This is a genomic window from Metabacillus litoralis (assembly GCF_003667825.1).
GTDB classification, from domain to species: domain Bacteria; phylum Bacillota; class Bacilli; order Bacillales; family Bacillaceae; genus Metabacillus; species Metabacillus litoralis_B.
On sequence record NZ_CP033043.1, the window covers coordinates 1,339,825 to 1,364,870 of the forward strand.

At 34.8% G+C, this 25,046-nt stretch carries 24 protein-coding genes; 1 reads left to right on the forward strand and 23 read right to left on the reverse strand.

Annotated elements, in window-relative coordinates; translation table 11 throughout:
* Positions 1-8: 8 nt before the first annotated feature.
* The 8 genes from D9842_RS06405 to D9842_RS06440 all read right to left on the reverse strand — a co-directional run bounded on the left by D9842_RS06405 (position 9) and on the right by D9842_RS06440 (position 9,879).
* Positions 9-869: a cation diffusion facilitator family transporter gene (locus tag D9842_RS06405; protein WP_121661796.1), complete on the reverse strand. Its 861-nt coding sequence runs from the start codon at positions 867-869 to the stop codon at positions 9-11.
* Positions 870-1,015: 146 nt separating this feature from the next.
* Positions 1,016-1,579, reverse strand: a complete 564-nt coding sequence (locus D9842_RS06410) for a hypothetical protein (protein ID WP_121661797.1) — start codon at positions 1,577-1,579, stop codon at positions 1,016-1,018.
* Between the two features lie 215 nt (positions 1,580-1,794).
* Complete coding sequence (locus D9842_RS06415; RefSeq protein WP_121661798.1) at positions 1,795-3,036, reverse strand: dihydrolipoamide acetyltransferase family protein; 1,242 nt, start codon at positions 3,034-3,036, stop codon at positions 1,795-1,797.
* 14 nt (positions 3,037-3,050) lie between these two features.
* A complete protein-coding gene (locus D9842_RS06420) occupies positions 3,051-4,088 on the reverse strand; it encodes an alpha-ketoacid dehydrogenase subunit beta (RefSeq protein WP_121661799.1) in 1,038 nt (345 codons plus the stop codon).
* Positions 4,089-4,112: 24 nt separating this feature from the next.
* Complete coding sequence (locus D9842_RS06425) at positions 4,113-5,069, reverse strand: thiamine pyrophosphate-dependent dehydrogenase E1 component subunit alpha (protein ID WP_121661800.1); 957 nt, start codon at positions 5,067-5,069, stop codon at positions 4,113-4,115.
* Between the two features lie 18 nt (positions 5,070-5,087).
* Complete coding sequence (lpdA, locus tag D9842_RS06430; RefSeq protein WP_218975614.1) at positions 5,088-6,443, reverse strand: dihydrolipoyl dehydrogenase; 1,356 nt, start codon at positions 6,441-6,443, stop codon at positions 5,088-5,090.
* A 198-nt stretch (positions 6,444-6,641) separates the two neighbouring features.
* Positions 6,642-8,441: a sigma-54-dependent Fis family transcriptional regulator gene (locus D9842_RS06435; protein ID WP_162987331.1), complete on the reverse strand. Its 1,800-nt coding sequence runs from the start codon at positions 8,439-8,441 to the stop codon at positions 6,642-6,644.
* A 283-nt stretch (positions 8,442-8,724) separates the two neighbouring features.
* Positions 8,725-9,879 carry a DUF2264 domain-containing protein gene (locus D9842_RS06440; protein ID WP_373995095.1) on the reverse strand — a complete coding sequence of 385 codons (1,155 nt, stop codon included), beginning with the start codon at positions 9,877-9,879 and terminating at the stop codon, positions 8,725-8,727.
* A gap of 239 nt (positions 9,880-10,118) precedes the next feature.
* Between D9842_RS06440 and D9842_RS06445 the strand changes: the two genes are divergently transcribed.
* On the forward strand, positions 10,119-10,982 hold the full coding sequence (locus D9842_RS06445; protein WP_121661803.1) for an AraC family transcriptional regulator: 864 nt from the start codon (positions 10,119-10,121) through the stop codon (positions 10,980-10,982).
* A gap of 926 nt (positions 10,983-11,908) precedes the next feature.
* Here D9842_RS06445 and D9842_RS06450 read toward each other — a convergent pair.
* The 15 genes from D9842_RS06450 to D9842_RS06515 form a co-directional block, all read right to left on the reverse strand.
* Positions 11,909-12,241: a hypothetical protein gene (locus D9842_RS06450; RefSeq protein WP_121661804.1), complete on the reverse strand. Its 333-nt coding sequence runs from the start codon at positions 12,239-12,241 to the stop codon at positions 11,909-11,911.
* Positions 12,242-12,247: 6 nt separating this feature from the next.
* Complete coding sequence (locus D9842_RS06455) at positions 12,248-14,380, reverse strand: DUF6792 domain-containing protein (protein ID WP_121661805.1); 2,133 nt, start codon at positions 14,378-14,380, stop codon at positions 12,248-12,250.
* 10 nt (positions 14,381-14,390) lie between these two features.
* Entirely contained in the window at positions 14,391-14,978 is a 588-nt protein-coding gene (locus D9842_RS06460) for a hypothetical protein (RefSeq protein ID WP_121661806.1), read from the reverse strand.
* A gap of 326 nt (positions 14,979-15,304) precedes the next feature.
* Complete coding sequence (locus D9842_RS26615) at positions 15,305-15,631, reverse strand: DUF6792 domain-containing protein (protein ID WP_373995121.1); 327 nt, start codon at positions 15,629-15,631, stop codon at positions 15,305-15,307.
* A gap of 17 nt (positions 15,632-15,648) precedes the next feature.
* The gene (locus D9842_RS06465; RefSeq protein ID WP_121661807.1) at positions 15,649-16,239 is read right to left on the reverse strand and encodes a hypothetical protein; all 591 of its coding nucleotides are present in this window, start codon (positions 16,237-16,239) and stop codon (positions 15,649-15,651) included.
* Positions 16,240-16,612: 373 nt separating this feature from the next.
* A complete protein-coding gene (locus D9842_RS06470; RefSeq protein WP_121661808.1) occupies positions 16,613-17,200 on the reverse strand; it encodes a hypothetical protein in 588 nt (195 codons plus the stop codon).
* Positions 17,201-17,408: 208 nt separating this feature from the next.
* Complete coding sequence (locus D9842_RS06475; protein WP_162987332.1) at positions 17,409-17,996, reverse strand: hypothetical protein; 588 nt, start codon at positions 17,994-17,996, stop codon at positions 17,409-17,411.
* 359 nt (positions 17,997-18,355) lie between these two features.
* Entirely contained in the window at positions 18,356-18,961 is a 606-nt protein-coding gene (locus tag D9842_RS06480) for a hypothetical protein (protein WP_121661810.1), read from the reverse strand.
* 280 nt (positions 18,962-19,241) lie between these two features.
* Entirely contained in the window at positions 19,242-19,841 is a 600-nt protein-coding gene (locus D9842_RS06485; RefSeq protein ID WP_121661811.1) for a hypothetical protein, read from the reverse strand.
* A 153-nt stretch (positions 19,842-19,994) separates the two neighbouring features.
* Positions 19,995-20,582 (reverse strand): hypothetical protein, encoded by a 588-nt coding sequence (locus D9842_RS06490; protein ID WP_121661812.1) that lies wholly within the window; start codon positions 20,580-20,582, stop codon positions 19,995-19,997.
* Between the two features lie 365 nt (positions 20,583-20,947).
* Positions 20,948-21,820 carry an ABC transporter ATP-binding protein gene (locus D9842_RS06495; RefSeq protein WP_121661813.1) on the reverse strand — a complete coding sequence of 291 codons (873 nt, stop codon included), beginning with the start codon at positions 21,818-21,820 and terminating at the stop codon, positions 20,948-20,950.
* 15 nt (positions 21,821-21,835) lie between these two features.
* The gene (locus tag D9842_RS06500) at positions 21,836-22,216 is read right to left on the reverse strand and encodes a GntR family transcriptional regulator (protein WP_121661814.1); all 381 of its coding nucleotides are present in this window, start codon (positions 22,214-22,216) and stop codon (positions 21,836-21,838) included.
* Between the two features lie 14 nt (positions 22,217-22,230).
* A complete protein-coding gene (locus D9842_RS06505; protein ID WP_121661815.1) occupies positions 22,231-22,971 on the reverse strand; it encodes a hypothetical protein in 741 nt (246 codons plus the stop codon).
* Positions 22,972-23,001: 30 nt separating this feature from the next.
* Positions 23,002-23,502, reverse strand: a complete 501-nt coding sequence (locus tag D9842_RS06510) for a small multi-drug export protein (RefSeq protein ID WP_121661816.1) — start codon at positions 23,500-23,502, stop codon at positions 23,002-23,004.
* A gap of 355 nt (positions 23,503-23,857) precedes the next feature.
* Positions 23,858-24,970 (reverse strand): glycoside hydrolase family 88 protein, encoded by a 1,113-nt coding sequence (locus tag D9842_RS06515; protein WP_121661817.1) that lies wholly within the window; start codon positions 24,968-24,970, stop codon positions 23,858-23,860.
* Between the last annotated feature and the right edge of the window lie 76 nt (positions 24,971-25,046).

Genomic DNA, 25,046 nt, shown 5'->3' on the forward strand with positions numbered 1-25,046 from the left:
TCCCTTTCTTAGTGTGGCTCTATATGGATATGAACTCTTTCAATATTATACATATCTCGAAGTCTTTCCTCGATTTTATCTGTAATGCCATGTCCCTCCACTACTGAAAGAGTGGATTTCACAAAAACGATCGCATCAACTGTGGTTTGATTTCCAGAAACGCGAGCCTTTATATCTTTTACGAACGTAACTCCTGGTGTATTTTTAATCGTTTCTTCTATTTCTTTTAATTTCTCCGCATCATAGCCATCTGTTAAATCATGAACAGCTTCTTTAAATATTCCGTATGCAGTATGAATAATGATTAGCCCCACAATCCCTGCAACAATAGGATCTAAAAAGCCCCAACCTAAATAAGCTCCAACAATCCCGATTACGGCACCTATACTCACTAAGGCATCAGAACGGTTATCCTGTGAAGCAGCATAAAGTGCCTTACTTTCAAGTTTTTTGGATAAATTACGATTATATCGATAAACAAAAAACATGAAAATCGCACAAAATAAAGCAACAAACGCTGTAAACAGCTGTGGTGTAGTCTCTGCCGGAGATCTTAGATTATTAAAAGCATCGACAATAACTTGTATACCAACTGTAAACATAATGATCGAAGCAATTAACGAAGCAATTGTTTCTGCTCTAGAATGACCATATTTATGATTCTCATCAGCAGGCTTTTGGGCAAACCTTAGTCCGACTAAAACAGTTACAGATGCAATGACGTCCGTTAAGTTATTTAATCCATCAGCTTTTAAGGCATCTGAATTTCCCATATAACCGGAAATTAGCTTAACTGTAGATAGAAAAACATAAGCGGCTATGCTGATCCATACACCTTTCTCGGCTTTCTTTAAATTAGTATTTTCCATCTTTTCCTCCCACTACGACCTAAAACTTATGTAAGTATATATAGTCATTAGCTTTTATTGGGTATTTTATTACTTGAAGGAAAGGGAGAAAAAAATAAAAAACTGCTTGGTGAATGAAACACCAAACAGTTAAGGTGAAATTTACTTTAAACTTTTTTACGTAGTTCCCTTTTTTGAAATAAATTTAATGCCAGTGTAACTCCCGTAACCCATATCCAACTATAAACAATGGAAAAAAGAAGAATAGATAAAATAACACTCCACCCAATATTCGGTCCTACAGATGGTCCTAACACAGGAAATTGTGCAACAGTAAGAATAAAAATAATGCCCAAGAAAAGTGCAATTCCTGAAGATAAAGCAATAGTCATTTGTTTTTTACATACCTTAAAACCTATCCCCATTACAACGCCTAATAGTCCTTGTGTCATTAGATAAACATATGCCTCACTTGGCTGTATCACGCACAATAAAAGGAAAATAATGAAATAGGATATCGCTCCACTACCTATAGACACCAGTGATGCTAAGATGATGGGAAGTGTTGCTAAAGCACTAATAATGAATCCGAATCCTCCCAGCATACCGAAAGCACAGCAAATGGCTCCAACAACCCCTGATCCTACACCGTATAAAACCATTTTTAGTAAGCTTGTTTGTTGATTTTTCCAAGGGTTAACCAAATGTAAATCACTTTTAACCCTACCCATCCTATAACACCACCTATTCATTTTTTCTGGTGTGTTTAAATCTCCATCAATAAGGTATGAAGAAGTTGGGTGAAATAGAATGACTCTAGAAAAGGTTCAGCCTTGCATTGTAAATATGCAAGAAGGATGATATCGAAACAAAGTTACATGAAAAAAGAAACTGTAATCGACAGTTTCTTTTTCATGTAAAACAATTTGCAACGATATTTACATTTCTATAAGATAAGTAAATAAGGATTTTCTAAATAATAAATAATTCTTCCCAAAAACTCAGCAGCTGGTGCTCCATCGATGATTTGATGATCAAACGTTAAGCTTAGTGGCAGTTCTTTGCTCTTCATTACTTGACCTTCATCATCAAGAGTGAGTTTTTCTTGAAGACTTCCCACCCCTAAAATACCTGATTCAGGTGTATTTAGAATTGGAGTGAAATATTCGACACCACTTTGCCCTAGGTTTGTTATAGTGAATGTTGAACCTGTTATTTGTTCGTTTGAAAGGCTGCCTTCTCGTGCAGATTGAGTTGTTCTTGAAATGTTTGCACTTAATTCTTTTAAGCTCATTTGATGAGCATTCTTTATGACTGGTACCATAAGTCCATCTGATAAAGCTGTTGCCATACCAAGATGAACTTCTTCAAAGGTTCTAAGTCCATTTGTATCCTGTTCATACCAACTATTTATTTCAGGGTACTCCTTTAATGCAAGAATTGTTGCTTTGGCGACATAAACAGTAAGACTAAGACTACCTGCGATTTCTGTTTCGGTCAGATGATTCTGTATATTGTTTTTAAATTTTGAGAATGCAGTCAAATCAGCTTTTCGATGTATCGTTAACTGTGCGGATTGAGCTAAACTACTCCTCATTCGTTTGGCAATCACCTTTCGCATTCCTGTAAGTCCTGCCCCAAGGTTTGTCTCAATTGTGTTGACTGGAGTTGAAATGATTTCAGTCGTAGGAGCTATCTCCCTAGAAGAAGTCATTTCATACGCTTCAATATCTCTTTTTGTAATTCGGTTATTTCCACCTGTTCCTTGAACTAAAGCGAGATTTATATTTTTGTCTTTTGCTAATTTCCTAGCAAGTGGACTTGCAAACACACGTCCTGATTGTGTTTCTATTTGTTCTTTGGTCAATATTACATTCTTCTGTTCTTTTTCTCGTTTTTCAAGTGTACGATCAGGGGATGAGTTGGCAGGTTGAGTATGGATGGTTTCACCTTGTTGAGCCACAATGCCAATTACCTCTTTAACTGGCACTTCAGCTCCCTGCTGTGCGATCACTTTTACTAACACCCCATCATCTGGTGCTTCTACATCCATCGTTAATTTTTCCGAACTAATGGAGCAAATCGGCTCTCCCTTTTTTACAGCTTCACCTTCTTGTTTGAACCATTCATCGACATTACCACTCGTCATGGTTAAGCCTAACTTGGGCATTAAAACATCTGTTGGCATGATTGTTCACCACCTTATACTAAGATTCTCTTTTTTAAATCAAAGATAATATCTTCTGCTACTTTTAAGACTTTATCTGCATTTGGAATATAAAGCTCTTCAAGGTTCTTTGCAAAAGGAACAGGTGTGTTCGGTGCACAAATACATTTAACTGGCGCATCTAAAAAATCAAATGCCTTGTCTGAAACAACGCTTGCAATGTCTGTAGCTGTATTATTGTGAGGATTCGATTCATCAATAACAATTAACCGGTTTGTTTTTTTAACAGAATCTATGACAGTCTCCTGATCCCATGGAGCGACTGTTAACAGATCAATCACTTCGACAGAGACGTCTTGTTCTGCTAAACGATTTGCGACCTCTTCTGCTACATACAACATTTTTCCGATTGAAACAATTGTTAAGTCAGTACCTTCTCTTTTTACTTTTGCTTTACCAATTTCGACAGTATAATGACCCTCCGGAACTTCCCCCTTCATTCCGTAAATGGTTTTATCCTCTGAGAATACAACAATGTTATCATCTTCAATAGAAGAAAGAAGCAATCCTTTTGCATCGTATGGATTAGACGGAACAACCACTTTGATTCCTGGTATAGAACCAAGAATTCCGTAATATGACCCTGAATGCTGTGCTGCAGCTGATGCACCGGCTCCATGATTAGTCCGGACTGTCATCGGAATTGTTGCTTTCCCCCCAAACATATAACGCATTTTTGATCCTTGTCCTAGGATCGTATCAAAGCAGAACCCAAGAAAATCATTAAACATTAATTCAGGAATAGGTCGTAGCCCTGTTGCTGCTGCCCCAACAGCTGCGCCCATATAACCCATCTCAGAAATCGGTGTGTCAATGACGCGTTCTATTCCGTATTTTTCCACTAATCCTCTTGTTAAACCAAAAACACCACCCCATGCTCCTGTTTCGTTTAAGTGCTCAACAGTGGTACCACCTGCGATATCTTCACCCAGTAGGATCACTCGCTCGTCTTGGGCCATTGCGATATCCAATGCCTCGTTAATTGCTTGCATCATCGTTATTTTTCTTTCCATTTCACATCACTCCTTTTCATCATTTTAAGAAAATACATCTTCGTATAAAGCTTCTGGTCTTGGTTCCGGACTTTCCTCAGCAAATTTAATTGCTTTTATGATTTTTTCTTCTGAAATTTTTTCAATTTCATCTGCTTCGATTTCAGAAATAAGGTGATGATCGATCGCATATTGACGGAAAAGGGAAATACAATCCTTTTCGGCAAGCTCTTTTTCTGCTCCGTCTTTTGCTTTGTATGTTTGTGCATCACCTTCAAAATGACCATAGTTACGATAGGTGACACATTCAATTAATGAAGGGCCTTCTCCATTTCTAGCTCGCTTGATGGCTTTTTCTGCTTCTTTATACACTTCAACCACATCTTTTCCATCAATTCTTACACCAGGTATGTTATAAGCAGCGCTTCGTTCTGCAATTGTTTTAGAACCTGAAGCATAGGTTTGTGGGGTTGCCTCTGCGAACATATTGTTTTCACAAACAAAAATAACAGGTAGTTTCCAAATGGCCGCTAAATTAAGTCCCTCATGAAATGTCCCCTCATTTGCAGCACCATCACCAAAGAAACAAACAACAACAGAATCTGTTTTTAAATATTTATTTCTAAGTCCTGCTCCGACAGCTAGTGGAATGCCTCCGCCAACCATTCCATTTGCTCCGAGCATGCCTTTGTCAATATCCGCAATGTGCATGGAACCGCCTTTTCCTTTGCAAAGTCCTGTTTCTTTGCCATATATTTCAGCCATCATTCCATCTAAATCACATTCCTTGGCAATACAATGTCCATGTCCACGATGGGTGCTTGTAATGTAATCGCTATCACTTAAATGCGCACAAAAGCCAGTAGCAACAGCTTCTTCGCCTGCATATAAGTGCACAAACCCAGGTATTTCACCCTTTGCAAAAATATCATGTACTTTGTCTTCAAATTGACGAATTTCGTTCATTTTTTGATAAATCCATAATGCATCTTTCTTTTTCATGCTTGTTCCTCCTCTTCATTATTCATGTATCGCTTTAAACAACATACTTTCAGCTGTTTCACCAATTGTTTCTGATAAGTTTGGATGTCCATATATAAGGCTGCATAACTCTTCGATCCTACCCTCTGAATGCTTTACAGCCAGTATTTGATTGAGTAACTCAGTTGCATTTGCTCCAACGACAACTGCTCCAAGTATTTCATGATTGCTTTTCTCAGTAACTAGTTTGACAAATCCTACAGTTTCATCCATTGCAATGGCTCTACCATTTGTTTTAAACGTCATTTTCTTTGTTAACACATTGTATCCTTTATCCTTTGCTTGCTCCTCATTAAGGCCAAAAGAGGCAATTCCAGGATGGGTGTAAACAGCTCTGGGAATTTCCTCTTGATTTAATGCAGAATGACTTTCATTAAGAATGGCTGCGACAGCTACTAATCCTTCTTGACTTGCTGCATGTGCAAGCTGGTAGCCTCCTATTACATCACCAATGGCATACACATGATTTTTACTAGTTAAATAGTTACGATTTACCTTTATGAATCTTTGACTTTCATCTAATTCTAAGTGCAAAGCATTCGCAATATCGATATTTGCTTTTCTACCTGTTGTAACAAGTAGGTGTGTATATGGGACCTTTAGTTGATCTAAAAGTACTTCGTTTCGTGTGACCTCAACTATTTGTGCTTTTGTATAGTAAGTAATCTCAAGTTGATCCATTTTCTTTTTGATGATCGTGCGAGCTTCATCATCTTCGGTTAAAAGAATATCATCTGCTGCTTCAATAACTGTTACCTTTGTTCCAAGTGGAGCCATCGCAAAGGCAAGCTCTATTCCAATAACTCCACCACCGATAATGATCAGTTCTTTAGGCTGTTCCTTCATATCAAAAAACGTATCTGTTGTATAGTAAGCCACGTTGTCTAGTCCCTTAATAGGTGGAACAAACGGTCTACTTCCCGTTGCTAGAATTACATCTTTGCCCTTGAACTCTTCATTATTTACCAACACAATCATGCTTTTTAAAATGGTTGCTTCACCTTTTATTAACGTGATGTTGTTTTTTTGTAGCAAATGTTCAATTCCATGTGCCAACGTACTAACAACCTTATTTTTACGTTCCACAAGCTTTTCGTAATGAATCTCCTGTACTTCAGCAGATATCCCGTGAAAATTTGCTTTTTTAATGTTTTCAATCCATTCGCTGTGCTGTAAAAATGTCTTTGATGGAATACACCCAACATTTAAACATGTTCCACCTAGTGATGATTTTTCAATGATGGCAACTTTTTTTCCTTTCTGTGCAGCTCTAATTGCTGCCACATAGCCTCCTGGACCTGCTCCAATCACAATTAAATCAAAGTGCTGCAAGATTACTTCCCTCCTATCGTGAAAAAATGTGGCATTTATGAGTGTTTTGCAATAAAGACATCAATAATTGTTGTATTGATGATCTTATATTTATATAAGCAATTACCGTGCCAACAAAAAACCTCAATAATAGTGGGGCTATAGAGCATAAAAAAAATAAAAATGCGACAATCGTTTCAAATCGTCGCATTTTGTTTCATATTAGTTCAAATGATATTTTTTCATTTTCCGATAAAGTGTACTTTTAGACATGGATAGTTGTTCAGCAGTTAAAGGAATATTCCCATTGTGTTGAAGCAGTGCATTCTTTATCTGTTCTTTTTCAATTTGATCTTTAAAGTTTGTCGTGTCGCCCTCTGTTTCAGCTTGTGTGTTCAAACCACCTTTGTGAATCAATTCGACCAACTGTTCCTTAGAGGGGATTCTTTCTCTATAGTACACATAACATCTTTCCAAAAAATTATTCAGCTCTCGTATATTGCCATTCCATTGATTTTGTTCAGCTACTTCTATTAAGGTGTTTTCCCAGTGTGGAAACCAAGAGTTACTTTCTTCAAATGCCTTGATGAACTCACATATATCTTCCTTACGTTCTCTTAAAGGAGGAATGTGAAGTGGACAAACATATATTCGATAAAATAAATCCTCCCGAAATTGACCTTCCATTACGAGCTTTTTTAAGTTTTGATTGCTTGCTGTGATGAGCCGAAAATGTAGTGGAATTTCTTTGCTGCCACCAATTCTAGTTATCTTTTTTTCTTGAAGAACCCGCAACAAATCAGATTGCATGGATGCGGGCATATCCTCTATTTCGTCAAGAAATAAGGTCCCATTATGAGCTTGCTCAATTTTCCCTTGATAGCCATTAGCATGTGCGCCTGTAAATGCACCCTTTTCATAGCCAAATAATTCACTTTCCATTAAATTTTCTGGTAGGGCCCCACAATTGACACAAACGAGTCTACCATTTGAAAAAGGACTATTCACATGGATGGTTTTTGCTAAAACTTCCTTCCCTGTTCCTGTTTCACCGAATAAATGAATAGGAGCTGACGTAGGGGCAACAATTTTTACTTCCTCAATTAAGTCACGATACGTTTGACTTCGGCCAGCGATATAGGGAAAGTGAAACGTTTTATTTTTAGTTTCATGTTTTAAAACAGAAACAAAATAGCCTACACATTCCTGTTCTTTCCAAATGGGCTCCTCTTTTACAAGCAACCATTCACTTTTTGATAGATGTGTAAGCTTTTTTCCTATCATATTTTCAGGGTTTTCAATTAAATCTGGGGATATATGTAGAATTGTCATGCTGGAGTCGCACAGAATACCCACTTGTTTTTTTGTTGAATAAAATTGCAACATATACTTCTGGTCTTCATATGCTTTTTTTTGCAGAGCTTCTGAAATATAATCGGCAATTAGTTGGACTCTTACTAAAAAATCAATTTTCTTTGGGTAATGAGAAGGCATGGATAAGTCTACGACCCCTTTCACTTGGCTGTTTTCTCCAAGAATAGGTGATGACACACAACTCCATTGCTGAGAGGCTTTAGCAAAATGCTCGTATCCATGAATGATGTTTGCTTCTTTTGTTCGTAAGGCAATACCAATGGCATTGGTTCCAACCACCGATTCGGTCCATTGAGATCCTTGCAAAAAACCCATCTCTCTCGCAATACCTTGTAAGCTCTCAGGTCCTGCTTGCCATAAAATATACCCATCTGCATCTGTTAGGACTAAAATAAAATCCATATTTTTAAATAACATGCCAAATCGGTCTAAACTTCTTTTTGCCAATGAAATAAGAGTCTCGTTTTCTTTTAATCTTTTTTGAAAATCGCTTGTTGTAAGAATTTTGTTGCCAATTCCCTCATTCGGGTTTACTTTAAACTTCTTACTAAGCTTCCAAGAATCAATGATCATCTTATCCATTTTTGAGGAATCTAGTTTATTTTCAAAGATATACCTCTCCCACATTTGCCGAATCTCCGAACTCATATACATCCCCCTTTGTATACCCTTTTATTATATAATTGTCAGAAGTTGGATTCAACTGGGACAAAGGGTCAGGTTCCTTGTCCCATCTCAATAAAAAACAGAAGGGGTTTAGTCATTGTGTTGGAAGCAGATTTAGAGTTATACTCAAAAATAAATGCTGAGGAAAGTGTAATGAAGGACGTTCAATTAGGCTAAAAAAAGGGAAAACATGTTGAAGTTTCCCCTGATTTTTTACTACCTCATTCTCTTTTCATTGGTCATAAATGTATGGCGAAAGCCAGTTTCATGTTAAGCATTGGTCAATCGGAAATTCCTTGCCAGACCAAGCTCTCTGTGATGTCCATTCCATCGGCGGATGACTCCAAAATGGATCAGATTCTTCTAAACCTAGAGGGAGAAATGCTGCTGCACATAAATAGACGCTGCCTGTAGAAATATACCCTTCTCCAATATTAGGTTGATGACCACAGAATCCGATTGTAAGCCATCCTGAATCAGTAAATGTACCAGGAGCCTCAAGCATTCGTTTTATCACTTGCGTTAGAGCACTCCTAACTTGTGCAGGAGCTAGTTCAGTTGGTAAATCTTTGCGGAGTGTATGATGCGCTAGTGTTTGGAAGACACCAAAACGGTAAGCAATAGATCTACCTACAGGTGGAAATGTCCCTTCTGGTGAAATCTTTCGCTCTTGGATGACCGCATATCTTTTAGATCTTTTAATAATCGTTTCTTTCTTTTCTTCCCATTCATTGTATTGATGACCAATCGTTTCAACTAAATCAACAAGCATGGGATGAATAACAAAGCTATTATAATAATCATAATGAAACTCAGGACCATCACTGTAGACCCCATCTCCGAGATACCATTGATCAAATTGTCTGATCGCATAGTCTATTCTCATCGGATCCCAGTCTTCTTCTCCTGCTTTGTATAAAAATGCCTCAATAATGGCTGAAAATAATAACCAGTTAGAATAAACAGGCTTTCTTGAACGTGTAGCTTTCATCGCTAGAATCACATTGTTTTTTACTCTCGGCTCGAGTTTCTCCCATAATTCGTTTGGAGCTCTAAGAAAGGTATGAGCAAGAAAGGCGGTATCAACGATTGGCTGAAAATCATTTGAAAAATTCATATAATCGGGTGAATCAGGATTTGTTCCAGAATCGATGGCCACTCTGGCTAGCTCACAGTATGGAGTGCGAAGGTTTTCTTCTTCATTATTTTCACATTTCTTTTCAAGCCAAGGAGCCATACCTACCAGCAAACGTGACAATACTTCTAAATGAGAAAATTGCTCACGTTTGGTGTTTTCCTTCATTTCAACCGGCATTTCTTTTTTTAATGTTCCATCCTTTAAATGTTGAAGAACTGGGCTTGCTATTTTTAACATAGATTGAAGCCAGTATGTTCGATCCTTATTAATAACCACGCTCATTTTTACGCCTTCTTTCTATTATTTTAAAAATTTGTGTCAAATTGAATACTCTTCTAAAAAAAATTTAGTGTATTTTTCTCATGATTGTTGTGAATCAATTATAACCTGCCAACTCTCCGAAAAGTTGTTGTATAATAATCAAAAATATCATTCTATTGTTCTGGAGTCTTTTAATGAATAATCAATAAGTTTTTCACGATATAATTTTTTCATGATGGAATATTATACGGAGGGAGTTTATGAATCATTTATTTGAGCAAATTGACTTAAAGCCATTTCATTGGATTTACCGTAGGGTTTCGGAAAAGAATTTTCAAGGCTTCTATCACTGGCATCAAGGCTGTGAATTATTATTTGTATACCGCGGAAAAGGGCGTGTTATTGTTAACCAGCAGACGTATGAACTGAAAAAAGGCATGCTTTTCTTTTTCCAACCCTTTCAATTACATAAGGTACATGTTGAAGTGTCCCCTCAAACTCCATATGAGCGTAGTATTATGCACTTTGATCCACTAACTCTTGACAGTTTGTCTTTATTTCCAGGTCTTAATGCTTTTTTTAAGCAATTACAGAATGGTGTAAATGCCCTTCATGCATTTGATCTAGAAAATGATTATGAATATATATATGAGACTTGCGAGATCTTTCATAAATCTTTGCAAAAAAGCAACTGGGAGGAAGATAGTCAGCTCTTTCTGCTGCAATTGCTTTCTTGTATTCGATCAAACATTCCCGAACCTAGGATTGAGCTTTCCTCAACTAAAACGTTTCGTCCACTTTACTATTCGGAAAGAATCATGCAATGGATAGAAGACCATTATATGGAACCCTTTGACTTAGAGCGACTATCAGATGAGCTTCATTTATCAAAGTCATATGTTTCCAGAATTTTTAAACGTGAAACGGGTAGTAGCTTAACAGAGTATCTGACTATTCGGAGAATCAAGCAAGCTTGTCAATTACTGAAGATGACAAATAAACCGATCGAATTCATTGGTGAAAACGTAGGCTTTGGAAGTGTCTCCTATTTTATTCAAGTGTTTAAAAAAATGGTAGGAACAACTCCGCACCAATATAGACGCTCCTTATTAGAAGAGTCATAAATTGAAAGATGGTTATGATGATGCGGATAGAGATGAAGAAAGAAGCTGGTTGTGCCTTTGATGATGTGAATGGATTTATACTGTCTATATGTGCAAAAGCATACGTATTTCTTATTTTCGTATGCTATATTTCCTTTTTCCAAATAATATGATACACAAATGGATAATTATTGGGGTTTTGACGAATTAAGCATCGGTTTTTCCCTATTTATGGATGATGCGAATGGATTTATACTGTCTACTTGTGCAAAAGCATACGTATTTCTTATTTTCGTATGCTTTTTTTCCATTTTCCCAATAATATGATACACAAATGGATAATTATTGAGATTTTGACGAATTAAGCATCGGTTTTTCCTATTTATGGATGATGTGAATGGATTTATACTGTCTACTTGTGCAAAAGCATACGTATTTTTTATTTTCGTATGCTTTTTTCCATTTTCCCAATAATATGATGCACAAATGGATAATTATTGGGATTTTGACGGATTAAGCATCGGTTTTTCCCTATTTATGGATGATGCGAATGGATTTATACTGTCTACTTATGCAAAAGCATACATATTTCTTATTTTCGTATGCTTTTTTTCCATTTTCCCAATAATATGATACACAAATGGATAATTATTGGGATTTTGACGGATTAAGCATCGGTTTTTCCCTATTTATGGATGATGCGAATGGATTTATACTGTCTACTTATGCAAAGCATACAAAAGTAATGAATGTGTATGCTTTTTTCACCTAACTACTAATAAACGATATAACGATAAACAATACACTTTGACTAGTGTTAGTCATTCATCAGATATAAACGGAACCGTCATGACCAGACAGACTATTCATAAAAAAGGTGCAGGTATAATATAATACCCCTTCCCAAAATAAAAAGGCCCTACAATAATGTAAGTCCTAACGTGTCATCATGCTTCTGTTTTATAAGCATGGTATGTATAGTAAAGTGTAACATCCTGTGTTCTCATATCATTTACAATGTCAGTATAGTTGTTTGTCATGCTTGTGATTGTGTCTTCTAAGTATTCTAGAATAAGAGTATGATTTTTGTGTTGATCCATCATTTCTTTATTGATGGCATCTACTAGGTCTCCATTTTGTGTTTCCATTTCGTTTTTCATGAATGTGGTAAAATCTGTGCTTAAACCTCGTATTTCACTAATTGTATTTTTGAGAATAGTGGCTTTATAACTTAGTTCCTTTGAATCTGCAAAATGATGGCTTATTGTAAAAGAACCCATATTGCGTTAACCTCCATATTGATAATCAAACATTTTTGCTATTTTTTCTTCTTCTGAAAACAATTCTTCGATGGAATCTCTTATTTTCTTCACAAGTACCTTTTCTTTTTCGATTTCTCCTTCGATTGTTTCAATCATATGTGAGAACGATTCATTTATTTTTGATGGGAAAGGAAAAAGCTGTTCATTTACATTAATTGTTGTTAGAGTATAATAGCCGCCAGCAGGGTTCCATAAGGTCCTATATAATAGGTAGGAATACTGACTTGGATTCGATTCCATCGTATGGATCTTTGTCACAATCTCTCGTTGTCGATTTTGATAATCCTCCAAATACTCAATATCAAATAATGCTTTTAATTTTTTTACATTGCTTTCTTTTTCCTCAGTGATGGCGAGGCCTTTTTGATAAATACGAACAGATGAGGAAATATTGACTTTTATCTCACCGCTGCCGCTTGGCGACATGTACATATCATTATTTTTGTAGCTAATATTTTTATTCACAGCTAGTGCATTAATAACAGCATCAAGTCCATGTGCATGAGCACTCACACTGAAATGTTCCATAAAACTTGTATCGACATTTTTTAATCCTTCAAATGCTTCTTGAATATCACTTATTTCTGATTGGATTTTTTGAAAAGCAGTAACAATCTCTATGATCTCTTCTATTTGACTTTTTGGATCTTTGGAGTTCAACGCTAAAAGAAGCGAAGGATCTAATGATTCATCAATTGTCGTTTGAATGGCGACTAAACTAGTTTCAATTTCTTTTATATATGAGACGATTTCATCCTTTTCTATCTGACTAATAAAACCAACATCAACAAAAGCCTGGAGAATTGGGTCAAGATTTTCATATAAAACTTTCACACTTCTAATTACCTCAGGCAATTTCTTAGTCATTTCAATGATCATCGGAACAGCTTTAACAATAAGCTCTGTTATGTTACCAATTGTTTGAAAAAGTCCACTGAGCAGCTCATTTTGAAAATTAATATTCGCACCAACTACATCAAAGGGAAGTGTGACCGATTCCTTTACAACTGACCAAAAATTATCTGCCTCGGTAATATCAGTAAATGGTTTCCCTAAATCATTCATTGACTTCTGAACCTTCTCAACCGTTTCAGAAAAATCACTTCGAGCATTAAGAACAGAATCAACAACAGCAGGATTAAAGCCAGTAAGCTCTTTTATAAACCCATCAAACCCATCATTATTATATGTCGTTGAATAGTTTGAAAGAAACATTTGAATCGTTCGCAAATCTTTATCAGGAATTTTATCGACTAACTCACGAATGCCAGAAAATATAGGATCTGTATCAAGAAAGCCATCACGGCCTCCTATTTCAAGAAATCCCCTAACACTACTCGCTCCGTAAAGCATATCCTCTTCAGCTGTAAGATGATGAATGGTTGTTTCGTCGATTTTATTTTTGTAGTATTCTTCGGTGAAGGCTTTTAGTTCATCGGGTGGGATGGTGTAGATGTCTTGTTCATTCTTTAATTGATATTCCCTATTTATTAACCATCTGAAATCAGAGTCTATTACTGCAAGTTGATATGCTGTAGGCGCTGCATCATTTATAGCATATACGTTTTTAAATCTTAACTCTCCTTTATCATCTGGTATCAACTGTAAAATTGAAATGTTGTTTCCTCCAAGAGAATGGCCAAAACCATATTTTTCTAAAGTAGGTAATGTATTTCTTTGATTTTGAATTATATTTTTTACTTTATCATCAAATCTTCTTGCATCTTGATATTGATTATCAGTTCCTCCAACAAAAATTCCAATCAAATTATAAGTCCAATCAATAGGCTTCCAAGTGTTCTTTTCTCCTAGTTCGCTTCCTCTAGTTATTGTAATCGCTTGATTGATTTTCAGTTCTTCACTTTGAAAGTGAATGATAGTTCCATCAAAGCCACTATCTATATTTGTTTTCCTATGTTCTTTGAGAATATCGTCAGAACGATATATATTCACATCTGCAGTTAACATCTTTCCAGTTTCCTCAAAATAAATACGCTTTATTTCACTTTTAATTTCCTTTTCTGAAAGATTTTCATACTCTAGATCCATAATCCTTGCTCTAAGAATATCAGAATTAAGAAGTTCCTCATTACTCATTTTAATACCTCTATTCATCTTTATAGAATTTTACTGATTTCATATAATGTAAAGCCTTCTGTTCTTCTTTTTTAATATCAATATCACAATTAGAGTTGGAGTAATCTATACATTCAGCTGAGTATATATATTCTAATCCTTTCTGACTTTCTTTTGAAGTAATGTAGCTAAAGAAAAAGTAACCTTTTGCACCTTCATAAGATTTTTCAGATTTTGCAAAGTAAATTATAGTTTTGTCTGTTTCTATTTTTTTGTATTCTCCAAAGTAACTTACTCCACTACTTAATAGGTTAAGACTGGAATCAATTGCACTCTCACCATATGTTGAATAAGTTGTGCTAAAAGAGTATCTATAATTTTCTTTTTCATTTCTATCGTTAAAAATAATTTTTTCAAAGCTATTTTTTGTTCGCTGATAAAATGGTGGTCCTTCATTTATTGCATTTTCAGGCCAAAGCATCGAGTATCCACCTGTTTTTGACTCGAATAAATAGTGTCCATCTTCAACTTCCTCCGGTGAATCTAACAAACTACGAGTAAACTCATCCTGAAATGCTGCTGTATTTGGTAATTCCTTAGAATCTGCTTCTTTTTTCATACTACATCCTCCTGTAAATACCACAGTAAAAATAAGGGCATAAATTAGCCATGATCGCATTAGTGTGACCCCTTTCGATTTCCTTGAACACTCCATTATTATCATATTTTTCCATATGGATACAATAAAGAATTGGAATTTTTTAAAATTGAGGAGTTATTTACTATTTGAGATGTAGGTATGATGTATTATAGTTGGATCATTTTTACTAGTGAGGAATAAGGGGATTGTAATGAGTTATATATGTAGTAATATATGTAGTAATAGTTTGAAAGAAAGATTTGAATCGTTAGGAATACCTAATACCTTTCACGTATTTTATCGACTTACTCACGAATGCCAGAAAATATTGGATCTGTATCAAGAAAGCCATCTCGGCAACCTATTTCAAGAAATACCCTTACACTACTCGCTCCGTTTAGAATATCCTCTTCGGCTGTAAGATGATGAATTGTTGTTTCGTCGATTTTATTTTTGTAGTATTCTTCGGTGAAGGTTTTTAGTTCGTTGGGTGGGATGGTGTAGATGTCTTCGTAGTTTTTAAAGTCAAAGTTTATTTTAAGTTCATTATAAAACTGTTCATCTATATTAGAAAGTTGATAAGCTGTTGAAAAGCATCGTTTATCGAAGTTTTCTACAACAAGTTCTATTATTCATGTAGTTTACCTCACTACTTTTTAAATTCTATAGATTTCATTAATTTTAATGCTTTGTCTTCTTCTTTTTTCGGATCAATATTACATTCAATATTTGATTCATCGAAACACATCGCTGTATATATGTACTCTATACTTTTTTTAGAATTTGTTGATACAATATAACTGAAAAATTTATAAGCTGTCGCTCTCCTATTTTCAGTTTCTATAGGTTGTTCAGTTTTAGCATAATAAATTTTACTATCACCAAACTCTAGTTCATTAAAATCACCACTATATCCTACTGACATAGATAAAATTTTCAAGCTGGTTTCAAGTAAGGCATCACCATATGTTTCATAAGTTGTTCTGAAAACATAATTATAATTGTTCTTCCTATTATTTTCTTCGAATATTACACTCTCAAACTGCTTCCCATTCTTTTCATAAGGAATTTCTGATATTTTTGCATTTGAAGGATAGAGCATCGTATATCCGTCTGTTTTAGATCTAAACAAATAATATCCATCTTCTACTTCTTTCGTTGAATCCATAAATTCCCTAGTAAACTCATCCTGAAACGCCGCTGTATTTGGTAATTCCTCAGAATCCGCTTCTTTTTTCATACTACATCCTCCTGTAAATACCAGAGTAAAAATAAGGGCATAAATTAGCCATGATCGCATTAGTGTGACCCCTTTCGATTTTTGAACACTCCATCATTATCATATTTTTCCAGATGGACACAATAAAGAATTGGGATTTTTTAAAATTGAGGAGTTATTTACTATTTGAGATGTAGGTATGATGTATTATGGGTGAATCATTTTTACTAGTGAGGAATAAGGTGAGCGTATTATTATCTATGTACATTATTCTTCATAAGTACATATAAAATAGTAACATTTTGGGCTTCCATAATCATTTTGAAATCAATCTTCATAATCTTTGCTCCAGAAATAAAGTATTAGCAGTACTTCATTACACATTTTAATACTTCTATTCATCTGTACTAAATTCTACTGACTTCATATAATGTAAAGCCTTCTTTTCTTCTTTTTTAATATCAATATTACAGTTAGACTTGGTATTATCTAAACATTCAGCTGAAAATATATATTCTAATACTTTCTGATTACCTTTAGAAGTAATGTATCCAAAGAAAAAATATGCTATCGAGTCTTCAAAAACCTTTTCAGATTTCGCAAAGTAAATACGAGTTTTATTTGTTTCTATTTTTTCATATTCACCATCGTATCGAACTGAATCACTTAAAATGCCTAGACTAGAATCAATTGCACTCTCACCGTATGTCGAATAAGTCGTGCTAAATGAGTAATCATAATTTTCTTTTTCATTTCTATCATAAAAAATAATTTTTTCAAAACTATCTTTTGTTCTTTGATAGTATGGTGGACCATCTGTTACTGCATTTTCAGGCCAAAGCATCGAATATCCACCTGTTTTTGACTCGAATAAATAGTGACCATCTTCAACTTCCTCCGGAGAATCTAACAAACTACGAGTAAACTCATCCCGAAAAGCCGCTGTATTTGGTAATTCCTTAGAATCTGCTTCTTTTTTCATACTACATCCTCCTGTAAATACCACAGTAAAAATAAGGGCATAAATTAGCCATGATCGCATTAGTGTGACCCCTTTCAATTTCCTTGAACACTTCATTATTACCATATTTTTACATATAACTTCAATACCATATTTATTTAATTTAGGTAAATTGTGGTGAATATTTATTATTTCTCATTGTACATATTAACCCTTGTTTAAGAATATTTTAATCTATAAATTCTACATTTTTCATTAACATCAGTGCTCGTTTTTCTTCATTTTCTAGGTTTATTTTACAATCTTTATGTTTGGCATCTAAACATCTGACTGAATATATGTATTCAAGCCCTTTACCACTTGATCTATCTTTTATATAACTAAAAAAGAGATTAAATGTCACTTTATTATTATCTGTTTGAACAAGATCCTCAGTTTTCGCATAGTATATTATTTTATCATTATTCTTTATTTCTCTATATTCGCCATCATAACCTATATAATTAGACAATACTTTTAGACTTGCATTTAATAACAAGTCCGTTTCGCCTCTATTTTCAAAGGTAGTTGTTATTTCATTACTATAATTTTTTTCTTCATCACTTTCTTCGAAAATAAAACGTTCATAGTTTTGGCCATTGTTGTCATAATATTGTTTGGTTGCATTTTCAGGCCAAAACATGTTGTATTCTTTAGTATTTGACTTAAATAAATAATATCCGGCCTTAACTTCATTTGATGATTCTAATAATTCTCTTGTTGAGGTATCTTGAAACGCCTCTGTATTTGGTACCTTAGAATCCGGTTCTTTTTTCATACTACATCCTCCGGTAAATACCAGAGTAAAAATAAGGGCATAAATTAGCCATGATCGCATTAGTGTGACTCCTTTTCGATTTCCTTGAAACACTCCATTATGATTATATTTTCCAAGAATCATTAGATCTTCACTTTTAAAGAGCATAATCGTTCCATCAAAGCCACTATCTATATTAATTTTCCTATGTTTTTTAGGACGATAAATGGAAACATTTGTTGCTAGCTCTACTCAGTTTCTTCAAAATAATACGCTTTATTTCACTTTCTAGTTCGATTTCGTTTAGATTTTCATATTCTAAATTCATAATTCTAGGTCTAAGAATATTAGTGTTAAACAATTCTTCATTATTCATTTTTTCACCTACTTTCCTCAACATCAAAAGTAACATTTTTCATATAATTTAATGCCTTTTCTTCTTGTTCGCTAACATTTATGTTACAATTTCCGTTCGACTCATCTAAGCATTTAGCGATATAAACATATTCTAATCCCTTTTGACTTTCTTTAGAGACAATATAACTGAAAAAACGATAGGAAGTTGTACTCCTTCCTTCAGCTTCGAGTTTTTTCTGGGATTTAGCATAATAAATTCGAGTTTTACTTGTTTCAATTTTTTGAAACTCGCCATTGTATCCTATTGAAGAGCTTAAAAGACTTAAGCTAGAATCAATTACACTATCACCATAAGTTGTATATGTCGTACTAAAAGAATAATGATAATTTTCTATTTCATTTAGTTCATCAAATAAAATTTTTTCATAACCATCTTTATTTCTTTGATAAAAAGGAGGTCCGTCTGTTACTGCATTTTTAGGCCAAAGCATAGAATATCCACCTGTTTTTGACTTAAATAAGTAGTGTCCTTCTTTGACTTCCTCCGGAGAATCTAACAAACTACGAGTAAACTCATCCTGAAACGCAGCTGTAATTGGTAATTCCTTAGAATCTGCTTCTTTTTTCATACTACATCCTCCTGTAAATACCAGAGTAAAAATAAGGACATAAATTGGCCATGTTCGCATTAGTAGTGTGACCCCTTTCGATTTCCTTGAACATTCCATTATTATCATATTTTTACAGATGGACATAATAAAGAATTGGGACTTTTTAATCTTTATAAGGAATTTTATCGAGTAACTTATGCAATCCAGAAAAAACCTCTTCGGTAGTGAGATGATGAATGATTGTTTCGTCGCTAGTAATATTAGTATTGAGATTTCTTCATTGCTCTTCTTTACTCCCCTATCCATCTGTTCTGAATGTTACATTCTTCATTTGAATTAGTGCTTTCTCTTCCTCCACTTTTGGATCTATGTTACATACGCTATTTAGTTCAGCAAAACAATTTGCTGTAAATATATATTCGATTCCTTTTTTACTATCTTTTGAGACGATATAACTAAAGTAATTGTATGAAGTTACCATTTCATTTTCTGTTCCAATTTTATCTTCAAGTTTTGCATAGTAAATGATAGTTTTGTCTGTTTGTATTATTTCATATTGTCCATTGTATCCAACTGAAGCACTTAGCATATTTAAACTAGTCCCAATTAGACTTTCACCGTAGGTTGTATATGTTGTACTGAAGGCATAATTATAATTTTCTTCTTCATCTATTTCAGAAAATAAGATTTTTTCAAAACCATTTTTGTTCCTTTGATAAAATGGAGGTCCATCCGTTGTTGCATTTTTGGGCCAAAGCATAGAATATCCACCTGTTTTTGACTTAAATAAGTAGTATCCTTCTTTGACTTCCTTCGGTGAATCTAACAAACTACGAGTAAATTCATCCTGAAATGCTGCTGTATTTGGTAATTCCTTAGAATCTGCTTCTTTTTTCATGCTACATCCTCCTGTAAATACCAGATTAAAAATAAGGGCATAAATTAGCCATGATCGCATTAGTGTGACCCCTTTCGCTTTCTTCGAACACTCCATTTTTCATCATGGTTAAAGATGCTTACAATAAGAAATGGCATTCTCATTTTGGTACTTCTATTTATCCGTATTAAATTTTACTGATTTCATATAATGTAAAGCTTTGTCTTCTTCTTTTTCAATATCTATATCACAATTAGACTGAGACTCATCCAAGCATTGCGCTGAATAAACAAATTCTACCCCTCTCTGACTTCCTTTCGAAGCAATGTAAGAAAAGAATCTGTAAGATGTAGAATTTGTTAATTTTGCTTGGGATCTCGCAAAGTAAATACGAGTATTTTCTGTTTCTATTTTTTCATATTCTCCATTGTAACGAACTGAATCACTCAAAATACCTAGGCTGGATTCAATTACACTTTCGCCATATGTTGAATATGTACTACTAAATGAATATCTATAATTTCCTTTTTCATTTGTTTCATAAAAAATAATTTTTTCAAAGCTATCTTTTGTTCTTTGATAGAATGGTGGTCCGTCTGTTACCGCATTTTTAGGCCAAAGCATAGAATATCCACCTGTTTTTGACTCGAATAAATAGTGTCCATCTTCAACTTCCTCCGGAGAATCTAACAAACTACGAGTAAATTCATCCTGAAATGCTGCTGTATTTGGTAATTCCTTAGAATCTGCTTCTTTTTTCATACTACATCCTCCTGTAAATACCAGGGTACATACTAGGACATATATTACTAGTGATCGCATTTGAGGGTTCCCCTTTCCCTTGAACACTCCATTATTATCATATTTTTCCAGAAGGATACAATATAGAAATGGATTTCCTGAAAAATAGGGAATAATATACTATTCGTAATATTGGTGCCAAGTACCGTATGTAATTCTTTTTAACTAGTGCGAGCATGAATGTCTACATCTACATTTATTTATATAGCCAAAGGAATACACCTCTTTTGTCGTACAGAGTTTTATCCTGTCTACTCATCACCTAAATGAATACCCCTAAATCTACAAAAAAAGAGCAACTATCATAGTTACTCTTTTGACCCTTGTTATTTTTCTAAAATATATTCAACGATTTCTTCGAGGGTTAACCGGTCCATGTGATGAACAGAAATGTCGTTTCTTGTTAAATCACTTTCTAGGCTAAGAAAATGGTTCGTTACCACTTCAATTGATGTGCTATTAATCGTGTTCACACTCACAATATGAGGATGATTTTTCAACTCATTTGGTAGTTCAGTAACCCACACTCTCGCCCATTTGTCATGAATTTCATCTTTTTCAAAAGAATGAAGAATGTTTCCTTTTTCTACTATTGTAATATAATCACAGATTTGTCTTACATCGTCCATATTGTGAGTTGCCAAAACAATGCTTTTCTCTCCGTCCTCCATATAGTGAATCAAATCTTCTTTTAGCTTTCTTTGTGACACAATATCAAGGTTTGCTGAAGGTTCGTCTAATAAAAGGATATCTGGGTTATGACAGATTGAAAATACAAATTCTATTTTCTTTTTCGTCCCTTTCGAACATTTACCATATTTCTCATTTTCGTTAATGTTATATCTGTTGATGAAATGAGAATAACGGTCATGATCCCAATTTGGATACCAACGAGAAACCAGTTTGGCAAGATCTTTCACTTTATGCGAGGAGAATGGATCAAATAAATCACCTGTGTACCCTATTCTTCTCTTTAGTTCAGCTTCATTTTCGATCATTTTTTCTCCAAAAACAGTGATCGTACCTGCTTCTTTTTGCAAAATATTCATTAGCAATCTAAAAAATGTGCTCTTACCGGATCCATTTCCACCTAATAACGCCACAGCTGTTCCTTTTTCCAAGCTGAAATTAAGAGGACCTAGCTTAAAATGTTTAAACTTCTTTTCTAATCCTTTTACTTCTAAAACTGAGGTATTCATCTTTCATTCCCCCATCTAAAAATCTTTTAACACATCTTCAAAAATAACCCGAAGCTCTTCCTTTGTTGCCCCTAATTGCATTCCTTGTTCGATTGCTTTCTGTAGTGCGTCATAGACAACTTTTTCCTTTGTTTCTTTTTTATGTGGTTCCTCTATTTCTCTAACAAACGTCCCTTTACCCTGGACAGTTTTAATATATCCACTTGTTTCAAGGTTTTGGTAGGCTCTTCTTGTTGTAATCACACTGCATGATAGGTCACCGGCCAATACTCTAATAGATGGCAGAGGAGTCCCAGGTGGTAGCTGGCCACCAACAATTAATGTTTTTAGCTGGTATTCGATTTGATGATAAATGGGCTCTCGACTATCCTCTGATACACGAATAGGAAGCTTCATGCTACTCCTCCATCCTATAAATAATCCTTAGTAGATAAGCGTTTTGTTAACAAAGTATGCCATAAAACGCAACCTACCATTCCAATGATAAGAAAGAGAAAGGCAATTGGCCAACCAATATTGATTGAGAGGAGGATGGTGTATTCAACAATTCCTTTTTCAACAAATGAATAAAAAAGATAAAAGACAAATACTAGTAGAAAGATTAAGATATAAGGAAAAAGATGCAGCACCTTTCCATTAGTACCATACTCCAAATAAGTGTGAGCTCCTCCTAAAGACAGAGCATAGCCTAACCAAATGACGATAAATACAAGGTATTCACTTATAGTGAGATACTCAAATAAACGATCTGGCAGTAAAAACGTAATCGTCGTATAAAATACGATGCTCAGCAGAAATAACGTCATAAGCATCAAAATCGTCCGACTTAAAGCAAGAACCTTAATTGGAATTGGAAGAGAACGATAAACAGCCATGCGCTTACTAAAAGGATCTTCTTTGATTGTCTTATAGTTCAAATATGGCCCAGACATAAAGATCGTTGCTAATACTGGTGTAAACACAATAAACATAAAATCACTAAGAAAAAATCTGTCATTCATTCTTTCGATATCCAGTACATTCATAATCGATTGTTCTAGACTAAGAGATGATATACCCGCGAATAGGATAGTGGCTAAAATGGAAGCTCCTAGCTGAAGCTTATTAAACTGAAATTCTTTAAGAGCTAGCCAAAGGGCATCTTTAAACAATTTCATCTCTCCTTTCTATCAAATTACAAATCAATTTTTCTCAATTAACTCTTTAAAAAAGCCTTTGTCCTCATAGCCTAAGAAATCTACACCAAAATGAGATAATACCGCAAACACTATGCCCCACACGACAATACTAGCAACCATCCAGATCGACGTTTTTTTCTTTGTCCCACCAAATGAAAGACTCATAAAAGCAGTTAGGTGACTTCCAACAAATAATGGCCCAATGAAGGCTAAACCAGGTAAACCGTATTTTTTCCATAAACTTTGAGCACGTAATGCCCTTTTACTTGGATTTTTCTCCTCACCTTCACCTTTTCTTTTTCTTCTCCACTCTTTAATTTTGTTCACAAAAAGGATGAGCAATAAAACTGTTAAGATGTTACCGAATAATGCGATTAATATGGAAGGCACTGCTGGTAATCCAGCGATAATCGCTAACGCAATCACTCCGTACCCTTCAAAAAATGGGACTGCAGCCAATACAAAAACGACTAAATATGCCCAAAGCAACTCCATGAATTCCATAATAAAAAATCCCCCAATACTGTTATGGTGTGTATATCTATATATACACTTTAACACCACAACAAACAAAACACAAGGAAAACCAGAGGGACAGGTCCCTTGTCCCTCAATCTATATGAACTCTGAACGCCAGATTCTCTTCAAACATCTCTTCTTACAATTATTTAACATCGCAAAAAAATCTAGAAGAAGCTAATATCGTCCTTAAGTTAAATTTTCACAGTTAAACACTTTATACACCATCTATTAATAAAAAAAGCTTCCTAAATGTCTAGTTCCCATTTAGAAAGCTTCATAATTTCATAATCTTTTAAAAGGTTCGGACTTTCCCTCTACTATACACAACTTTCAACCTTTAAAAAATACGCCTCTCCCACCCATTTACCTTAGCGATAGCTTCTATATAATAATAATCACCATAAATAAGCGATACATTAATATTCTCATTAGCCGGCTTATGCCCTGTTCCTTCGACTAGAATGCCCTGATGCTCTGGCTGATCCCAAGTCGCATAATTCTCAGTTAAAGAAGCTAAAATGTTTGTTGCAGCATCTGCATATAGTCGTTTTTCATTACTAGGTACCACTTCTGCAATTTCTAATAAACCCGAAGCGGCAATTGCAGCTGCAGAACTATCTCTAGGTTCATTTTCTATTGAATTCAAGCGGAAATCCCAATAAGGAACATAATCTTCTGGTAAACCTGCGATAAAGTGATGTGCGACCCGTTTGGCTGCATGTAAATAACGAGCATCTCCTGTATGGCGGTATGTATTAGCAAATCCATATAATGCCCATGCATTTCCCCTGCTCCATGCTGAATCTGGTGCGTTACCTTGACCACCAATCGATTCGATAAAATCACCTGATACAGGATCAAATGATAAAATATGACAAACCGATCCATCTTCTCTTATTCCATGCTTCAATATAGTGTCCGCATGAAGAGTTGCAATTTGTTTATATCGAGGATCTCCAGTTACACGGCTTGCCCAGAATAACAACGAAAGATTCATCATACAATCAATAATTGCCCAACCGATTTTATCGCCGTTCCATGCACGGATAAATTGTCCGGCCGGGTTAAAGCGTCCCGCTAAATAGTTGGCTGCTTCCAACCCTATCTCAAAGCTACTTTCGCTTTTAAGAATGTTATGTTTCATCACTGCAGTTAATAAAAACTGAAAGCCTACATCATGATCAAATTTATTAGGATATTCGGAAAAGCATGTTTGTAATTCCTCATCCCAATGCATCGCAGCATCCTTAAACTTCTCGTTATCAGTCATATCATATAGTACCCACAATATTCCCGGCCAAAAGCCTGATGTCCACCAAACATGGGGCATATCATCATAAACTCCATCCGCTCTCGCAACATGTGGTGATTTCTCGCCAATTTGCTCAACCATACGCTCAACTTTTTCTTCAAGCCTCTTTACTAATTCTTTTTCATTAAATTTGTACATGCAAGTTATCCCTCCATTTAACTAATAAATAAAGTATACTCGCGTAATTTGACTGAAAGTTGTTTTATGATAGCTA

Coding starts and splice junctions, on each gene's coding strand:
- D9842_RS06405 (WP_121661796.1), bottom strand. CDS start 869: ATGGAAAATACTAATTTAAAGAAAGCCGAGAAAGGTGTATGGATCAGC.
- D9842_RS06410 (WP_121661797.1), bottom strand. CDS start 1,579: ATGGGTAGGGTTAAAAGTGATTTACATTTGGTTAACCCTTGGAAAAAT.
- D9842_RS06415 (WP_121661798.1), bottom strand. CDS start 3,036: ATGCCAACAGATGTTTTAATGCCCAAGTTAGGCTTAACCATGACGAGT.
- D9842_RS06420 (WP_121661799.1), bottom strand. CDS start 4,088: ATGGAAAGAAAAATAACGATGATGCAAGCAATTAACGAGGCATTGGAT.
- D9842_RS06425 (WP_121661800.1), bottom strand. CDS start 5,069: ATGAAAAAGAAAGATGCATTATGGATTTATCAAAAAATGAACGAAATT.
- D9842_RS06435 (WP_162987331.1), bottom strand. CDS start 8,441: ATGAGTTCGGAGATTCGGCAAATGTGGGAGAGGTATATCTTTGAAAAT.
- D9842_RS06440 (WP_373995095.1), bottom strand. CDS start 9,879: ATGAGCGTGGTTATTAATAAGGATCGAACATACTGGCTTCAATCTATG.
- D9842_RS06445 (WP_121661803.1), top strand. CDS start 10,119: ATGAATCATTTATTTGAGCAAATTGACTTAAAGCCATTTCATTGGATT.
- D9842_RS06450 (WP_121661804.1), bottom strand. CDS start 12,241: ATGGGTTCTTTTACAATAAGCCATCATTTTGCAGATTCAAAGGAACTA.
- D9842_RS06455 (WP_121661805.1), bottom strand. CDS start 14,380: ATGAGTAATGAGGAACTTCTTAATTCTGATATTCTTAGAGCAAGGATT.
- D9842_RS06460 (WP_121661806.1), bottom strand. CDS start 14,978: ATGAAAAAAGAAGCAGATTCTAAGGAATTACCAAATACAGCAGCATTT.
- D9842_RS06465 (WP_121661807.1), bottom strand. CDS start 16,239: ATGAAAAAAGAAGCGGATTCTGAGGAATTACCAAATACAGCGGCGTTT.
- D9842_RS06470 (WP_121661808.1), bottom strand. CDS start 17,200: ATGAAAAAAGAAGCAGATTCTAAGGAATTACCAAATACAGCGGCTTTT.
- D9842_RS06475 (WP_162987332.1), bottom strand. CDS start 17,996: ATGAAAAAAGAACCGGATTCTAAGGTACCAAATACAGAGGCGTTTCAA.
- D9842_RS06480 (WP_121661810.1), bottom strand. CDS start 18,961: ATGAAAAAAGAAGCAGATTCTAAGGAATTACCAATTACAGCTGCGTTT.
- D9842_RS06485 (WP_121661811.1), bottom strand. CDS start 19,841: ATGAAAAAAGAAGCAGATTCTAAGGAATTACCAAATACAGCAGCATTT.
- D9842_RS06490 (WP_121661812.1), bottom strand. CDS start 20,582: ATGAAAAAAGAAGCAGATTCTAAGGAATTACCAAATACAGCAGCATTT.
- D9842_RS06495 (WP_121661813.1), bottom strand. CDS start 21,820: ATGAATACCTCAGTTTTAGAAGTAAAAGGATTAGAAAAGAAGTTTAAA.
- D9842_RS06500 (WP_121661814.1), bottom strand. CDS start 22,216: ATGAAGCTTCCTATTCGTGTATCAGAGGATAGTCGAGAGCCCATTTAT.
- D9842_RS06510 (WP_121661816.1), bottom strand. CDS start 23,502: ATGGAATTCATGGAGTTGCTTTGGGCATATTTAGTCGTTTTTGTATTG.
- D9842_RS06515 (WP_121661817.1), bottom strand. CDS start 24,970: ATGTACAAATTTAATGAAAAAGAATTAGTAAAGAGGCTTGAAGAAAAA.